16 protein-coding genes are annotated in these 15,237 nt (G+C 74.4%); 10 read left to right on the top strand and 6 right to left on the bottom strand.

Annotation, left to right across the window (positions count from 1 at the left end):
• Positions 1–24 precede the first annotated feature (24 nt).
• Positions 25–1,335: a galactokinase gene (galK, locus tag AC0693_RS24985; RefSeq protein ID WP_478802936.1), complete on the bottom strand. Its 1,311-nt coding sequence runs from the start codon at positions 1,333–1,335 to the stop codon at positions 25–27.
• Complete coding sequence (galT, locus tag AC0693_RS24990; RefSeq protein WP_478742478.1) at positions 1,332–2,363, bottom strand: galactose-1-phosphate uridylyltransferase; 1,032 nt, start codon at positions 2,361–2,363, stop codon at positions 1,332–1,334. Before galT ends, galK begins: the two co-directional genes overlap by 4 nt.
• A 60-nt stretch (positions 2,364–2,423) precedes the next feature.
• On the opposite strand from galT, the gene AC0693_RS24995 reads away from it, so the two are divergent.
• Positions 2,424–3,233: a DeoR/GlpR family DNA-binding transcription regulator gene (locus AC0693_RS24995; protein ID WP_478742480.1), complete on the top strand. Its 810-nt coding sequence runs from the start codon at positions 2,424–2,426 to the stop codon at positions 3,231–3,233.
• On the opposite strand, the gene AC0693_RS25000 is transcribed toward AC0693_RS24995, so the two are convergent.
• The gene (locus tag AC0693_RS25000; RefSeq protein WP_478742481.1) at positions 3,230–3,955 is read right to left on the bottom strand and encodes a DUF6766 family protein; all 726 of its coding nucleotides are present in this window, start codon (positions 3,953–3,955) and stop codon (positions 3,230–3,232) included. The genes AC0693_RS24995 and AC0693_RS25000 overlap by 4 nt on opposite strands.
• A gap of 82 nt (positions 3,956–4,037) precedes the next feature.
• The gene (locus AC0693_RS25005) at positions 4,038–4,433 is read right to left on the bottom strand and encodes a hypothetical protein (RefSeq protein WP_469316149.1); all 396 of its coding nucleotides are present in this window, start codon (positions 4,431–4,433) and stop codon (positions 4,038–4,040) included.
• 488 nt (positions 4,434–4,921) lie between these two features.
• Here AC0693_RS25005 and AC0693_RS25010 point away from each other — a divergent pair, with 488 nt between their 5' ends.
• From AC0693_RS25010 to AC0693_RS25050, 9 genes are all read left to right on the top strand, one after another.
• A complete protein-coding gene (locus AC0693_RS25010; RefSeq protein ID WP_469331545.1) occupies positions 4,922–5,506 on the top strand; it encodes a DUF5133 domain-containing protein in 585 nt (194 codons plus the stop codon).
• Between the two features lie 72 nt (positions 5,507–5,578).
• Entirely contained in the window at positions 5,579–6,100 is a 522-nt protein-coding gene (locus tag AC0693_RS25015; protein WP_478742482.1) for a DUF4142 domain-containing protein, read from the top strand.
• 119 nt (positions 6,101–6,219) lie between these two features.
• Complete coding sequence (locus AC0693_RS25020; protein ID WP_478742483.1) at positions 6,220–6,687, top strand: DUF6098 family protein; 468 nt, start codon at positions 6,220–6,222, stop codon at positions 6,685–6,687.
• Entirely contained in the window at positions 6,684–9,170 is a 2,487-nt protein-coding gene (locus tag AC0693_RS25025; RefSeq protein WP_478802937.1) for a molybdopterin oxidoreductase family protein, read from the top strand. The genes AC0693_RS25020 and AC0693_RS25025 overlap by 4 nt, the downstream gene beginning before the upstream one ends.
• Positions 9,167–9,661 carry a hypothetical protein gene (locus AC0693_RS25030; protein WP_478802938.1) on the top strand — a complete coding sequence of 165 codons (495 nt, stop codon included), beginning with the start codon at positions 9,167–9,169 and terminating at the stop codon, positions 9,659–9,661. Before AC0693_RS25025 ends, AC0693_RS25030 begins: the two co-directional genes overlap by 4 nt.
• Positions 9,662–9,930: 269 nt before the next feature.
• Complete coding sequence (locus AC0693_RS25035) at positions 9,931–10,719, top strand: SDR family NAD(P)-dependent oxidoreductase (protein ID WP_478742486.1); 789 nt, start codon at positions 9,931–9,933, stop codon at positions 10,717–10,719.
• 229 nt (positions 10,720–10,948) lie between these two features.
• Positions 10,949–11,362, top strand: a complete 414-nt coding sequence (locus AC0693_RS25040) for a CBS domain-containing protein (RefSeq protein WP_478802939.1) — start codon at positions 10,949–10,951, stop codon at positions 11,360–11,362.
• A gap of 170 nt (positions 11,363–11,532) precedes the next feature.
• Positions 11,533–12,300: a GAF and ANTAR domain-containing protein gene (locus AC0693_RS25045; protein WP_469331530.1), complete on the top strand. Its 768-nt coding sequence runs from the start codon at positions 11,533–11,535 to the stop codon at positions 12,298–12,300.
• A 45-nt stretch (positions 12,301–12,345) separates the two neighbouring features.
• Entirely contained in the window at positions 12,346–13,110 is a 765-nt protein-coding gene (locus AC0693_RS25050; protein ID WP_478802940.1) for a GAF and ANTAR domain-containing protein, read from the top strand.
• A 4-nt stretch (positions 13,111–13,114) separates the two neighbouring features.
• On the opposite strand, the gene AC0693_RS25055 is transcribed toward AC0693_RS25050, so the two are convergent.
• Both AC0693_RS25055 and AC0693_RS25060 read right to left on the bottom strand, forming a co-directional pair.
• On the bottom strand, positions 13,115–14,380 hold the full coding sequence (locus AC0693_RS25055) for an MFS transporter (protein WP_478802941.1): 1,266 nt from the start codon (positions 14,378–14,380) through the stop codon (positions 13,115–13,117).
• Positions 14,381–14,766: 386 nt separating this feature from the next.
• Positions 14,767–14,970: a cold-shock protein gene (locus AC0693_RS25060; protein ID WP_356405887.1), complete on the bottom strand. Its 204-nt coding sequence runs from the start codon at positions 14,968–14,970 to the stop codon at positions 14,767–14,769.
• Positions 14,971–15,237: the final 267 nt, after the last annotated feature.

Raw genomic sequence — 15,237 nt, forward strand, 5'->3', positions numbered from 1 at the left:
CCGGAGCCCCGTACCTCCGGCGGCTCAGCGCAGGCGGGCCGCGCCCCGGGAGGGGACGGCCGTCAGGACGGACGGCCGGTGGTGGCCGGCGCGCGCGAAGGCGGCGGTGACGGCGGCCGCGACCGGATCCGTGAGGGCGGCGGGGACGAGGGCGATCACCGAGCCGCCGAAGCCCCCGCCGGTCATACGGGCGCCCAGCGCTCCCGCGGCGAGCGCGGCGTCCACGGCGAGGTCGGTCTCCGCGCAGGACACCCGGAAGTCGTCCCGCAGGGACGCGTGCCCGGCGGTCAGCAGCGGGCCGAGGGCGGGCGTGTCACCCGCCGCGAGGCGGGCGGCCGCCTCCGTGACCCGGGCGTTCTCCGTCACCACGTGGCGGACCAGGGGAACGGCCTCGGCCGGAAGCGCGCCGAGCGCCTCGCGCAGCCGGTCGGCGGGCAGGTCGCGCAGGGCGGGCAGCCCGAGGAGGCCGGCCGCGCGTTCGCAGCCGGCGCGCAGGGCGGCGTACGCGCCGTCGCCGAGGTCGTGCTGCACGCGGGTGTCGAGGACCAGCAGCGCGAGGTCGTGGGCGGCGAGGTCGAAGGGCACCTGATGGTGCTCCAGGGTGCGGCTGTCGAGGTGGAGCGCGGCTCCTTCGGCGCAGCACAGGGAGGCCATCTGGTCCATGATCCCGCAGGGCACGCCCGCGAAGCCGTTCTCGGCGCGCTGGGCGATCCGGGCGAGCGCGGGGCGGGACAGCCCGAGGCCGTACAGGTCGTCGTAGGCGACGGCCACCGCGCATTCGAGGGCGGCCGAGGAGGAGAGGCCCGCCCCGGTCGGCACCGTGCTGTCGATGTGGAGATCGGCGCCCCCGACCGGGTGCCCGGCTTCCGCCAGCGCCCAGACGGTGCCGGCGGGATAGCGGGCCCAGCCGGTGACCGCGCCCGGGGTGAGGTCCGCGACGCGCAGCTCGGTGACCCGGCCGCCGTCCAGGGCGCTGTGCAGGCGCAGGACGCCGTCGTCCCGGCGCCGGGCGGCCACGCGGGTGGTCTGGGGCAGCGCCATGGGGAGGGCGAAGCCGTCGTTGTAGTCGGTGTGTTCGCCGATGACGTTGACCCGGCCCGGCGCCGACCAGACGCCGTCGGGCGGGACGCCGTAGAGCGCGCCGAAGGCCCGCGCCGACCGGGCCGCGGCCTGGTCGGTGCCGGTGCCGGTGCCGGTGCCGGGGGTGGTGCCGGTGCCGGGGGCGGGGGCGGGGGCGGGGGCGGTGCCGGTGCCGGGGGCGTGCTCGGCGTGGCGGTCGGGGCCGGGAGCGGTGTCGCGGTCGGGGCCAGGGGCGGTGTCGCGGTCGGGGCTCACATCGCCTCCCGCAGGCGTCGTGCGGCCGTCTCCGGCGCGATGTCGTTGATGAAGGCTTCCATACCGGATTCGGTCCCGGCCGGGTACTTGAGCCGGTCCGCCGTCCGCCGCACCGTGAACAGCTCCAGGTGCAGGGCGAGTTCGTCGCCGCCGCGGGCGGGCGCCTGGTGCCAGGCGGAGATGTACGGGGTGGGTTCCGGGCGGTCGAAGAGGCGGTCGAAGCGGCGCAACAGGTCCAGGTAGAGACCGGGGAACTCGGCGCGCTCCGCCTCGTTCAGCCGCGTCAGGTCCGGGACCCTGCGGTGCGGGTAGAGGTGCGCCTCGTAGGGCCATCGGGCGGCGTACGGCACGAAGGCGGTCCAGTGCTCACCCCGGAGCACCACCCGGTCGTCATCGGCCCGCGCACGGGCGAGGAGGTCCTCGAAGAGGTTGCGGCCGGTGGACGCGCGGTGGGCCGCTGCCGCTGCCGTCATCTTCACGGTGCGCGGGGGCACCCGCGTGAACGCGTAGATCTGGCCGTGCGGATGGGCCAGCGTCACGCCGATCTCGGCCCCGCGGTTCTCGAAGCAGTACACCTGCTCGACGCCGGGGCGGGCGGACAGGTCCGCCGTCCGGTCGGTCCAGGCGTCGAGGACGAGCCGGGCCCGCTCCGGGGTGAGGTCGGCGAAGCCGCCGGCGTGCTCGGGGGTGAAGCAGACCACCTCGCACCGGCCCGCTCCGCCCGCCAGGGAGGGGAAGCGGTTCTCGAACACCGCGACCTCGTAGTCGGCCGCGGGGATCTCGCTGAGCCTGCCCTCCCGGGAGGGGCACAGGGGGCACTCGTCGGCGGGCGGATGGTAGGTACGGGCCTGGCGGTGGGCCGCGATGGCGATCCAGTCCCCGGTGGCTTCGTCCTGCCGCAGGACGGGGTCGCTGTCGACGCGGTCGAGCGGGCGGAGGTCGGGCCCGGTCCGGCGCGCGGGGCTGCCGTCGACGTCGTAGTAGATCAGTTCACGGCCGTCGGCGAGTTGCGCGATGCTCTTCTTCACCGAACAAGACTAAACAAACTTCCGCAAGAATGAACAGCCCCGGGTGCTATCCTGCCGCCCATGCAGCTCGCTCAGCAACGCCGCTCGTTCATCCTGGAGACGGTGCGCCGCGAAGGCGCCGTCCGGGTCACCGAGCTGGTCGAGCAGCTCGCCGTGTCCGACATGACGGTCCGCCGCGACCTCGACGCGCTCGCGGCGCGCGGCCTGGTGGAGAAGGTGTACGGGGGCGCCGTCCGGGCCCCCGGCGCCCGCGGCGAGGAGCCCGGGTTCGACGCCAAGACGCCCCTGGCCACCGCCGCCAAGGCGGCCATCGCGGAAACCGCCGCCGGGCTGGTCGAGCCGGGCAGCATGGTGGCGGTCTCGGCCGGCACCACCGCCTGCGCGGTCGCCGCCCGGCTGCTCGACGTCCCGCGGCTGACCCTGCTGACCAACTCCCTGCCCGTCGCCGAACTCGTGCGGTCCGCGGCCCGCGAGCGGGGGGAAGCGGGGGTTCCGGCCCTGCTGCTCACCGGCGGCTCCCCCACCCCGTCCGCCGCGCTGGTCGGCCCGCTCGCGGACATGGTGATCTCCACGCTCCATGTGGACCTGCTGATCCTGGGCGTGCACGGAGCGAGCGAGGAAGCCGGACTGAGCACTCCCAACCTGGCGGAGGCGCAGACCAACCGGGCCCTGATCGGGACGGCCCGGCGGGTCGCCGTGGTGGCCGACCACAGCAAGTGGGGCACGGTCGCGCTGAGCAGCTTCGCCCCCCTCGACCGGGTCGACTGCTTCGTCACCGACGCGGGGATGCCGGAACCGGGCCGCGCGGCGCTGGCGGCCTCGGTCGGCGAACTGCTGATCGCCGGGGGCGGGCCGACCTCAGGTCCCTAGCCCTCGACCCCGGTCGACGTGTGGGCGGCGCCCACGGGCTTGGACTCGGGTGAGCCCCGTTGGCGCAGGTACACGGAGAGGATCACCATGGCCGCGACCGCCAGGAGTTCGGACTGCCAGTTCTGCAGGGTCCGGCTCCAGAAGTCCGGCCGGGTGAGGTAGGTGCCCCAGTCGACGGGGTCCTGGAGCCGGCGCAGCTGCTGCTCGTCGTAGGCCGCGGTGCCCGCGATGGACTGCGCGAGCCAGGACCCGAGGAACAAGGTGCCCATGACGAGGCCCAGCGAGCGCGAGTACAGCCCCTGCCGCCAGTCCTTCGCAGCGGCCCAGCGGGGCGAGTCCCGCCGTGCGTGGTCGCCCAGGCGCTGCTCCCGCTCGGACTCCGTACCGATCTTGTGGAGTTCCTTGGACTCGGGTGAGCCGCGCTGGACCAGCCACACGGTCCCGAAGATGTAGAGGAAGAACTGCAGGAACTCCGACTGCCAGTTCTCGCTGACGTCCACGGCGAAGTCGGAGGTCGTCACGTACTCGCCCAGGGAGACGCGCTGGAGCCCGTCGACGGCCAACTGTTCGTTGAACTCGGCGTGTCCGGCCAGCGCCTGCCCGAACAGGACCAGCAGGAACGCCGCCCCGAACGCCAGGGTGAGGCTGTTGTCCCGCCAGAAGCCGCCCCTGCGCCCCGAGGTGTCGTCCCGGCGTGAGGTGTCGTCCCGGTCGGCGCTCATCGGTGCATCGCCCCGATCGCGATGAAGTAGCCCAGGCCGCCCACCACCACGACGAGGCAGGTCACGAAGAGGAAACGCATGCTCAACCGCCCTTCAGCGCGCACTGGTAAGGCTGCTCGCCCCGGGGTGTGCAGCCGGCCGCCACGACCTTCCACCCGCCGCTGAACCGGGACAGGAACAGCGTGTCGCCGTCCAGACGCAGCATGGCCTGCCGTCCGTACACCTCGGTCGCGCGCACCGCGCCCGCCTTCGGCAGCTCCTGCGCGCCCAGGGCCTGCGCGCACGTCGCCTTCCCGTCCCGCTCCAGCTGCCCGAGCGTCTCCGGTGCCAGCAGCCGGCAGGCCGACGCGTGGTCTCCGGAGCGCAGGGCCCGCTCGAACCCCGTGCCCGCGCTCTGCGCCCCCTCCACCAGCGCGGCGGGGGCGCCGCAGCCGCCGACGAGGGCGCCGACCGCGCCCGCGCACAGGGCGGCGCGCACGGCCCTCACCCGCACCCGTCCGGCCGGCCGGACCGCCCCGGACGGCGGGGCCGGGTTCACACGTCTTCTGCGCAAGGGGCGCCATGACAGAGGCATCCCCTAGCTATGCCCCGCGCCGGGTCGCGCATCCGCCGCACCTCGCGCAGACCACCCGACCAGCCGCGCCACAGGCCCTCCCCCGGCGTCACCCGGGGGCGTCAAGCCGGGTGCCCGGACACGCTCGGATCGAGGGACGCGGACCACCTGTGCGAGTGCCCGCCCGGCAGGGACGGGGGCGGCGGCTGCTAGTACTGGGGCCGGAAAGGTTCACCGTGTCGCGGCGCCCGGCACGGCACCTCGCCGCGTTGTCGGACCACGACGGTACGTCCAGTACGAGTCGCGGCCCTCCGCCTTGCGATGCACCGCACCGGACACCGCGACCCGGCAAACCTTTCCGGCCCCAGCACTAGACATCGGGCTTCACCCGGAGCCGGCGAAGGAGCCCCCGCATGGATGAGATGTCGGCGCCGGACCGTCCGGTGCCCGCGCAGCCGCGTTCCGCGCCGGACGGCGTCACCGACCGGACCGCCCTCGCGCGGGCCGTCGGCGTGGTGATGGCCCTGGTTCCCTGCACCGCCGCGACCGCCCGCCGGATCCTCGCGAACACGGCCCGGTCCGCGCGCACCAGCACCCTGGAACTCTCCGTGGCCGTCCTCGCCCTGCGGACCCGCGCGCCCGTCGACCCGTTGCTGGAGGCACTGCTGGGTCTGGAGATCAGCCGCGCGCAAACCCCGCCCGTCGGCGGCGCCCCGGCGGCGGGCGCGCAGCCCCGGGTGCTGCGCGAACAGCTCAGCCGGCTCCGCGCCGCCCGCCGCCGCACCCTGGCCGCGCCCCACGACCCCGCCCAGCGCGCCGAGCTCGACGACGCCGCGTACGCGCTGTGCCTGCTCACGGGCCAGCGCAACGCCCACGCCGCGCTCCTGGCCGCCGAGGCGCACCTGGCCGCGCAACGCCCGGTCCGGCCCCGGCCCGACCGCCCCGAGCGGCACCCCGGGTACGGAGACGGTGCCGATGGGCCCCTGGTTTGTTCTTGAGCGGCCTGGACAGGCGCCGAGTGCCGCGGTCGTCGCGGTCCGCCCGGACCACCCGCGGCGCGGGAGGAAACCATGCGTACGAGAAGACTGATCATCGGCGTGTGCACGGCGGCCCTGGCGTGCTCCGGAGTGTCCGTGGCCACGGCCGCGCCCGACCCGGGCAGCGCGGACGCGTACTTCGTCCAGGGAGCCCATCAGAGCAACCTGGCGGAGATCGCGGCCGGCCAGGACGCGCAGAAGAACGCGACCACGGACTGCGTCAAGCAGGTCGGTGCCGCGCTGGTCCGCGACCACACCAAGCTGGACGCCGACATCTCCGCCCTGGCCGAGAAGGGCAACGTCACCTTGTCGCAGACCCCGACCCGGGAGCAGCAGAACACGCTCGCCGACGTCCGGGCCAAGGCCGGGAGCAAGGGCTACGACACGGCGTGGCTGGCCACCCAGGAAGCCGGTCACTCCAAGACGCTCACCATGATCGATCAGCAGATCAAGCAGGGCAAGGACAGCGAGACCGTCACCGCGGCGAAGAAGGCCCGGCCGGTCGTCGTCACGCACCTGGACATGGTCCGCGGCGGCACCTGCCACGGCACGTGAGGGGCCGTGCCCCCACGTTCACCGGCATGCGCGGGCGGCCTCCCCGGACGGCCGCTCGCCAGCATGCCCGGCACCGACCCGGGTAGGTGACGCGCGTGGAAGGAAAGCGGAATGCGCGCATGCCGGAGATCGGCTCGCTCGGCGAGCTGACCGATCTCCTGGACGGCCGCACGGGCGTCTACGTCCGGTGGTCGAGGGGGCCCGACATCGACCTCGGGACACCGGGGAGCCGGGACGACCTCACCGGGATCGCCCTGCCCGGCCTGTCGGCGAACGCCATGGACGTGGAGCCCTGGTGGCGGGACCGCCCGCTGCGGTTGTGGGCGGCCCGCCGCCTGTACGACTACGCGCACCTCCCCCGGGTCAAGGACCGCCGCGTCCGCCCCTGGCTGCTGCACGGCACGGTGGCGGGCCGCGGGCCCGACAACGAACCCCTGGTCACGGACGTGCAGCCGCTGGGCTGGGTCGGGGCGGGCGTCATCGAGGAGGCGGAGCAGGAGATCAAACGGCAACGGGGGCGCTGGGGGCCGCTGAACCGCACGCCCGTGAGCGACCCCGGGCCGCGGTCGAGGAGGCAGTGGTCATGAACTCTTCGGTGGACCGGATCGCCGAACCCTGGGGCGGCCGGGTCCCGCACGGCCGTCACCTGCCGTGGCGGGCACGGGTGGACACCTACCTGGCCGACGGTTTCGACATGGCGCGGGTACAGAAGTGGGTACAGGCGGCGTCGATCCTGCACTCGGACGGCGACGCGATGGACATCGCCGTGTGCGACGGCCGCATCGTCGGGGTGCGCGGGCGCGCGGTGGACCGGGTCAACCGCGGCAGGCTCGGCCCCAAGGACCTGTTCGGCTGGCAGGCCAACGCCTCGTCCGACCGGCTGACCCGGCCGCTGGTGCGGGAGGGCGGGCGGCTGGTGGAGAGCGACTGGGACACCGCCATGGAGCGGATCGTCTCGCGCTCGCGCGCGCTGCTGGAGGAGCGCGGCCCGGGCTCCATCGGCTTCTACACCTCCGGCCAGCTGTTCCTGGAGGAGTACTACACGCTCGCGGTCCTCGCCCGTGCGGGCATCGGCACGAACCACCTCGACGGCAACACCCGGCTGTGCACCTCCACCGCCGCCCAGGCGCTGAAGGAATCGTTCGGCTGCGACGGCCAGCCCGGCAGCTTCGACGACATCGACCACGCCGATGTGATCGCCCTGTTCGGCCACAACATCGCCGAGACCCAGCCTGTCCAGTGGATGCGGATCCTGGACCGGCTGGAGGGCACCGACCCGCCGCGCCTGCTCTGTGTGGACCCCCGGCCCACCCCGGTGGCCCGCCGGGCGGCCGTGCACCTCGCCCCCCGGCTCGGCACCAACGTGGCGCTGCTCAACGCCCTGCTCCACGAGATCATCCGGACCGACCGCCTGGACCACGCGTACATCCGGGCGCACACGGTCGGCTTCGAGGAGCTCGCCGCCCGGGTCGAGCACTGCACGCCCCGGTGGGCGGCGGGCATCTGCGACCTGCCCGCGGCGCGGATCACCGAGGCGGCCGAGCTGCTGGGCGGGGCCGAGCGCCTGCTGTCGACCGTGTTGCAGGGGGTGTACCAGTCGCACCAGGCGACGGCCGCCGCCGTGCAGGTCAACAACCTCCACCTGCTCCGCGGCATGCTGGGGCGGCCGGGCGCCGGCGTGCTCCAGATGAACGGCCAGCCCACGGCGCAGAACACCCGCGAGTGCGGCGCCAACGGTGACCTGCCGGGCTTCCGCAACTGGCAGAACGACGAGCACGTGGCGGACCTGGCGAGGGTGTGGAACGTCGAGCCCGCCACGATCCCGCACCACGGGCCCCCGACCCACGCGCTGCAGATGTTCCGCTACGCCGAACAGGGCTCGATCCGCATGCTGTGGATCAGCGCCACCAACCCGGCCGTCTCGCTGCCGGAGCTGGCCCGCATCCGTTCGATCCTGTCGCAGGAACGGCTCTTCGTAGTCGTCCAGGACCTGTTCCGGACCGAGACGGCGGAGTTCGCGGACGTGGTGCTGCCCGCGGCGACCTGGGGCGAGAAGACCGGCACCTTCACCAACGCCGACCGCACGGTGCACCTGTGCGAGAAGGCCGTCGAACCGCCCGGCGAGGCCAGGGCCGACCTCGACATCTTCCTCGACTACGCGCGACGGATGGACTTCCGCGACAAGGACGGCGCACCGCTGGTCACCTGGCACGACCCCGAGGCCGCCTTCGAAGCGTGGAAGCGCTGCAGCGCCGGCCGGCCCTGCGACTACACGGGCCTGTCCTACGGCATGCTCCGGGGCGGCAGCGGCATCCAGTGGCCCGTGAACGAGCGGGCGCCCCGCGGCACCGAGCGGCTCTACACCGACGGGATCGCCTGGGCCCATCCCGACGTGTGCGAGGAGTACGGCAAGGACCTCGTCACCGGCGCCGCCGACAGCGTGGTGGAGTACCGCTCGCTCAATCCGGACGGCAAGGGCATGCTCAAGGCCGCCGCCTACCTGCCGCCCCACGAAACGACGAGCGAGGAGTACCCCTTCCAGCTGACCACGGGCCGGACCCTCTACCACTTCCACACGCGCACCAAGACCGGGCGCAGCCCGCAACTCAACGCCGCGGCGCCCGAGGTGTGGATCGAGGGCTCCGCGGACGACGCGGCGCGGCTCGGCCTCGCCGAGGGGGACCTGGTCCGGGTCGACACGCCCCGCGGCTCCGTACAGGGCCGGCTGCGCGTCACCGGCCTGCGGCCCGGGGTGCTGTTCATCCCCTTCCACTACGGCTACTGGGACACCCCGGCGGGGTCGGGTCCCGACGCCGCCACACCGGGCCGGGCGGCCAACGAGACCACCGTCACCGACTGGGACCCGGCCTCCAAGCAGCCCCTGTTCAAAACGGCCGCCGCGGCCCTGACCCTGCTCCGACGGGGCGACGGCACACCGAGCCCCGCGCCCACCACCACCGCGTCGGCCCCCTCCGCCGCCGACGGGGTACGGGCCACCACCGGCGGACCGGCGGCGCGGGTGACGCAGGCGGGGCACACCGCATGGAACCCGGAGGGAGCGGACCGGTGAACGGCATCAAGACCACGCTCCGTGAGCTGCACCACGGCGAACGGGACCTGGCCGAGGCTCTGACGGCCGCCGCGGAACGCCACCGCGCCGACCACGAGGTCCACCACGTCGCGACCGACCTCGCCGCCTGGTCCCGCGACCACGTCCAGCGCCTGGCCGACGCGGGCACCGCGTACGGCCTGACCCTGGCGGGGCCGCCCGACGGGTCCTGCGACTCGCTCATGGCGATGCTGCGGCAGAAGGCGTCCGAGCCGGCGGGCCGGCGGCCGGAGACCGGCCTGCTGCTCCTGCGCGACCTGCGCGACCTGCACCTGGCCGCCACGCACAACTCGCTGCACTGGGAGATGCTCGCGCAGGCGGCCCAGGCGGTGAAGGACGACCGGCTGCTCGCCCTCGCCTCTTCCTGCCACCCCGAGACGCTGCGGCAGATGCGGTGGACCAACACGATGATCAAGAACCTGTCGCCGCAGGTCCTGACGAGCCTCGACTGAGGCCGGTGGGCGGGAGGATGTTGGTCCGCCCCACAGCTCTGGGCGCGGGGCGGCACCCGGCGCCTGCCCGCGGCCGCCGGTCCGAAACCGGCGCACCCGGCCGTGACGGCGTGCCCGTTCCGTGAGCGGCGTACCTCCGTCGCCCGCGACCGGGCATGCCCGCCGGGAAGGCGGGAAGGCGCCGCGCGGGCCGCGGGCCCGCGGACTGCGTCCCGGCCCCCCGTGCCCCACGTACAGTCCCAACGGACCACACCGGGTAGGCGGTCGACATGGAAACCATCAATCCCCTGGCAGTCGTCACCGGCGCCTCCAGCGGCATCGGCCTGGAACTCGCGCGCGAGTGCGCCCGCAACGGTTTCGACCTCGTCGTGGCCGCCGAGGACGCCGAACTGGACGCGGCGGCCGCATCGCTGCGCGAAGAGGGCACCGCGGTGAAGGCGGTGCGGGTCGACCTCGCCACGCGCGGCGGCGTGGAGAAGCTCTGCTCCGAGATCGCGGCGCTGCGCCGGCCGGTCGCGGCGGCCGCCCTCAACGCGGGCGTCGGGCAGGGCGGCCCGTTCGTGGAGACCTCGCTGGAGGACGAGCTGGAGATCATCGACCTGAACATCACCTCGACGGTCTCCCTCGCCAAGCGGCTCCTGCCGGACATGGTCGAGGACGGGGCGGGCCGGATCCTGATCACCTCCTCGATCGCGTCCACGATGCCCGGCTCCTTCCAGGCCGTGTACAACGCGAGCAAGTCCTTCCTCCAGTCCTTCGCCCAGGCCCTGCAGAACGAGCTCAAGGACACCGGTGTCACCGTCACGAGCCTGATGCCCGGGCCCACGGAGACCGAGTTCTTCGAGCGGGCCGACATGCTCCGCACGAAGGTCGGACGCGCGGAGAAGGACGACGCCGCCCAGGTGGCCGCGCAGGGCTTCAAGGCGATGATGGCCGGCAAGGACAAGGTGGTGGCCGGTTCCTGGAAGACGAAGGCGCAGGGCCTCGCCAACCGGGTCCTGCCCGACAGCGTCAAAGCGCAGGTCCACCGCGGCATGGCCGAGCCCGGCTCCGGGTAGGCGAACCGGAGGCTGCCGACGGCCGCGCTGCGCCGCCCGCCCGCGCAGCGCGCGGCGGACATCCGGGCCCGCGTCCCCGTGCGTGAGAAGGAGGAGACCGCCGCACCACGGCAGTTGCGCCCGTTCCGTGGGTGCGCCGGACTGCGGCGGCCGGGGCGTTAGCTCCGGGCACGGGCGGGCAGGCGCAAGGGAGGAAACCGTACGGCACGACACACGAGGAGGACCGCTGATGACCACCGCCCGGGACATCATGACGCCGGGCGTCGACTGCATCGGCGCCGAGGAGACCATCCTGAAAGCGGCAGAGAAGATGAAGGAGCTCGGGGTCGGAGCGCTGCCCATCTGCGGAACCGACAACAAGCTGAAGGGCATGCTGACCGACCGCGACATCGTGGTGAAGGTCCTCGCCGAGGGCAAGGACCCGGCTCAGTGCAAGGCCGAGGAATTCGCCCAGGGCGAGGCGGTGACCATCGGAGCCGATGACGGCGCCGAGGAGATCCTGCGCACCATGACCCAGCACAAGGTCCGCCGCCTGCCGGTCATCGACGGGCACGACCTCATCGGCATGGTCGCGCAGGCCGACGTGGCGCGCGCCCTGCCCGACCCGAAGGTCGGCGAACTGCTGGAGGCGCTCTCCAGCTGAGCCGCCGCGGGAGCCGGGACGGCCGGGACCGGGCCGGGGCGCGGGCCACGTGTCCGCGCCCCGGCCCGCCCGCACCCGGTTGACCGTTGACCGTTGACCGTTCAATGGTGCGTTCCGCGGACCCCATGCGGGAGGATGGGGTCACGGGCTGCTGCCGGAGGTGAAGCGCCGTGGACCCCCTCCACCCCGAGCACGTACCCGCCGAAGGCGGACCGCCGCACCCGGCGCACGAGGTCGGGGACCGGCTCCGCCGGCTGTTCGGCGGAGCCGTGCAGGACGTCACGGGAACCGACGTACCGGCGGCGCTGTGCCGGGCGTGCGTGGACCTGATGGACATCACCGGCGCCTCGGTCTCCCTGTCCGGGGAGGACCCCGACACCCGCACCCTGTGGTGGTCGAGCGACGACGTGGCCGGCCGGCTCGCCGAAGCGCAGTACACCCTGGGCGACGGCCCCTGCCGGACCGCCCTCACGCTGGTCGCCCCGGTCCTGGCCGCGGACCTCACGGGCGGCGCGGACGCGGGGCGGTGGCCCGTCTTCGCCCAGCAGGCGGTCGTCCTCGGGGTGCGCGCCGTCTTCTCCCTCCCGCTGGGCAGCAGCGGCGCCGCCATCGGCACCCTCGACCTCTACCGCGACACCTCGGGCCCCCTCTCCGAGCGGGACCGCTCCTTCGTGTTCCCCGCCGCCGACGCGATCACCACCGCCCTGTTCTCCCTGCACGCGCAGGACAGCGGGGACGGACCGGGCGGCTCGTGGCTGAACGACGCGGAGACCGACCACGAGGAGGTCCACCAGGCCACCGGAATGATCATGGTGCATCTCGGGGTCGGCCCCCAGCACGCGCTGGCCCGCCTGCGCGCCCACGCCTTCGCCTCCGGCCAGAGCGTGACCGAGGCGGCTTTCGACGTCATCGCCGGGAGAATCAGGTTTCATGACTAGGCCCACCTCACTCGCGGGCCGGAGCAGGGAAGCGGTGACACCGGCATGAGCATCCGAGAACAGCAGCTCGCCGAAGCGTTCGTGGCGTTGAGCGACACCCTCGCCGACGACGTGGACGGCCTCGTTCTGCTCGGCAGGCTGCTGCGGCACAGCGTCGCCCTGACGGACGTGGACGCCGCCGGGGTCATGCTCGTCAACGCCCGCGGGCAGCTGCGGCACGCCGTCGCCACCGAGCACACGGTCGAGCTGACGGAGATGTGGCAGGCGCAGATCCGCCAGGGGCCCTGCGTCGAGGCCTTCGCCTCCGGCGAGGTGGTCCACGCCCCCGACCTGGAGGAGCGGCCGGAGCGCTGGCCCGACTTCGTGCCGCTGGCCCGTGCGGCGGGCTACCGCGGCGCACACGCCTTCCCGCTGAGCGTCCGCGGAGAGGCCGTGGGCGCCCTCAACCTCCTCGCGCGCCGGCCGCTGACGCTCGACGAGGGCGAGACGAGGATCCTGTGCGCCCTCGCCGACGTCGCCACCACCGCCCTCATGACCTGGGACCACGCCCGGCTGCGCACCGAGGACCTCACCACCCGAACCCAGGCGGTCCTCTCCGGCAAGGCCGTCTTCGACACCGCCAGCGGCATGCTCGCGGCGACCGCCCGCATCACTCCCGAGCGGGCGGCCAGAGGACTGCACGCCCATGCCTCCCAGCACCACCAGCGGCCCACCGACCTCGCCCGCGCCCTGGTCGAGCGCCGCACCGCGCCCGAGACCGTGCTCGACACCTTCTGCGATCCCCCCGCCTCCGCGGGGGACACCGGCTGACGCCTCAGGCGGGGACCTCGGCCAGGCGCAGGCCCACGAGCCGCGGCTGCGGGGGCCGGGACCGGCGGCCCCGGAGCAGGTAGCCGAAGGCGATGGAGGCCGCCACGACGAGGCCGCCCGCCACCAGGGTGGCCCGCACCCCCGCCAGTTCGATCATCAGGCCGAGAGCGGGCGGCGCCGCCAGGCTCCACACCGTGCGGATGCTGGACCAGGCGCCCAGGACCCGCCCGCGCATCCGGGCCGGGGGGTCGGTCTGCAGGACGGTGGACTGCGCCGTGTCGGCCACCGACTCCGCGACGGCCATGGGCAGCACGAGCACCATCAGCGCGACGACGGACGGGGACAGTCCCGCCAGCGCCTGGAGCAGTCCTCCGGCCGCCGTCAGGGCGCCCACCAGGCGCACTCCCGGGTGGCGCAGCCGGGCCCCGAGGACGGCGCCGAGCAGGCCGCCCACCGCCAGGACGGTGGAGACCTTCCCGTAGGACCCCGCGTCGCCCGCCAGCGGGCCGGCCACCAGGACGACCAGGGTCAGCGAGTAGTTGCGGCCGAAGGTGGCGCTGACCGCGTTCATCGCGGCGAGCGCCACCAGCCGGGGCCGGCCCATGAAGTAGGCCAGGCCCTGGCGGGCGCTGAAGCCCTCGCCGGGATCCGGCGCGGGCGGTGCGGCGGCCTGCGGCTGCGCGGAGCGCACCGGCTTGAGGAAAGGGACGACGCAGGCCACGAAGAAGAAGGACAGGCCGTTGGCGAGATAGGCCGAAGCCGTGCCCATGACCCCGACGGCGACGGCGGCGAGGGCGGCGCCCGCGAGCCGGCCGGCGCTGTGGACGAGCGAGCCGACCCCGATGGCCGAGGGCACGTCCTCGGACCGCACGAGGTCGTTGCCGAGGAGCGCGCACGCCGGACCGTCGACGGTGGCGATCAGGCCGGTGACGGCCGCCAGGGCCATCAGCACCGGAAGGCTGAGCAGGTCCAGCGCGACGAGCGCCGCGGTCACCAGGGCGACGGCGCCGAGCACGGCCTGACTGGCGGCGGCGGTCAGCTTGCGCGGCCAGCGGTCGACGGCGGCGCCTCCGACCAGGCCGAACAGCAGACCGGGAGCGGCCTGCACCGAGACGGACAGTCCGGTGGCGGCGGCCGATCCGGTGATCTGCAGGACGAGCAGGTTCTGGACGGTCAGCTGCATCCACGTGCCGGCGTTGGACACGAGGCCGGCCGCCGACCACCACCGCATGCTGCGGTAGCGCAGGCAGCGCCACGGCGAGCGGTCCATCGGGGCGGGGGGCGGGCCGGAGGGGGCGGACGGGGAGGCGGCGGCCGGAGCGGGGGCAGGAGCCGGGGCAGGGGCGCAGGGGAAGGCAGGCACAGGAGCGGCACTCGTGAAGGGCCGCGGGGGCGGCGGGCGACGGGGGATGCGGGCACCGTCGCGCTCCGGCGGCGCACGGCCGGAAGGCGGGGTGCGGGCGGGCCGGGACGCACCGTGCCGCGACCATGGTGGCAGACGCTTCCCGCCGGGCGCGGCCCGCGCCGGACCCGGCGGCCGGCCGCGGGGCCGGTTTCCCCGCGCCCCGGGGCGAGTTGGGAACGGCGTGTGGTTGCTCACACGGCGCCCCGCGACGCGCGCACCGCGACCACCGTGCAGGCGCCCCGCGCCCCGCGTCAGAGCGGCGTGATGTTCTCCGCCTGCAACCCCTTCGGCACCCGCACCACGTCGAAGGTCACTTCCTGGCCCGCCCACAGCTCCCGGTAGCCGGCGCCGTTGATCGCGGTGTAGTGGGCGAAGACGTCGGGGCCTCCGTCCTTCTGGACGATGAATCCGAACCCCTTGACACCGTCGAACCACTTCACCACTCCGGACAACACGAAACGACCTCCTCGTACCCGGCTCGGACCGCACGGACCGGTCCCTGGACTCAGCGGAGCGGAAGCTACCGCACGCCTGTCCGCGGGTCGCCGCCATCGGACCGGCGCGCGCGCCCTCACCCGTCCGGACGCGGCACGACCGGTCACCGCTGTCCGCCGTCTCCGCGACACCCGGCGCGGCCCGCCCCGCCGGGCCCCGTCGCCGCTGCCACAGTGGGGCCGTGCCGCCGCCGCCGGGCCGTCGGGGCCCGGACACCGGACGCGCGC

The sequence above is a fragment of the Streptomyces sp. NPDC043876 genome (assembly GCF_056435825.1).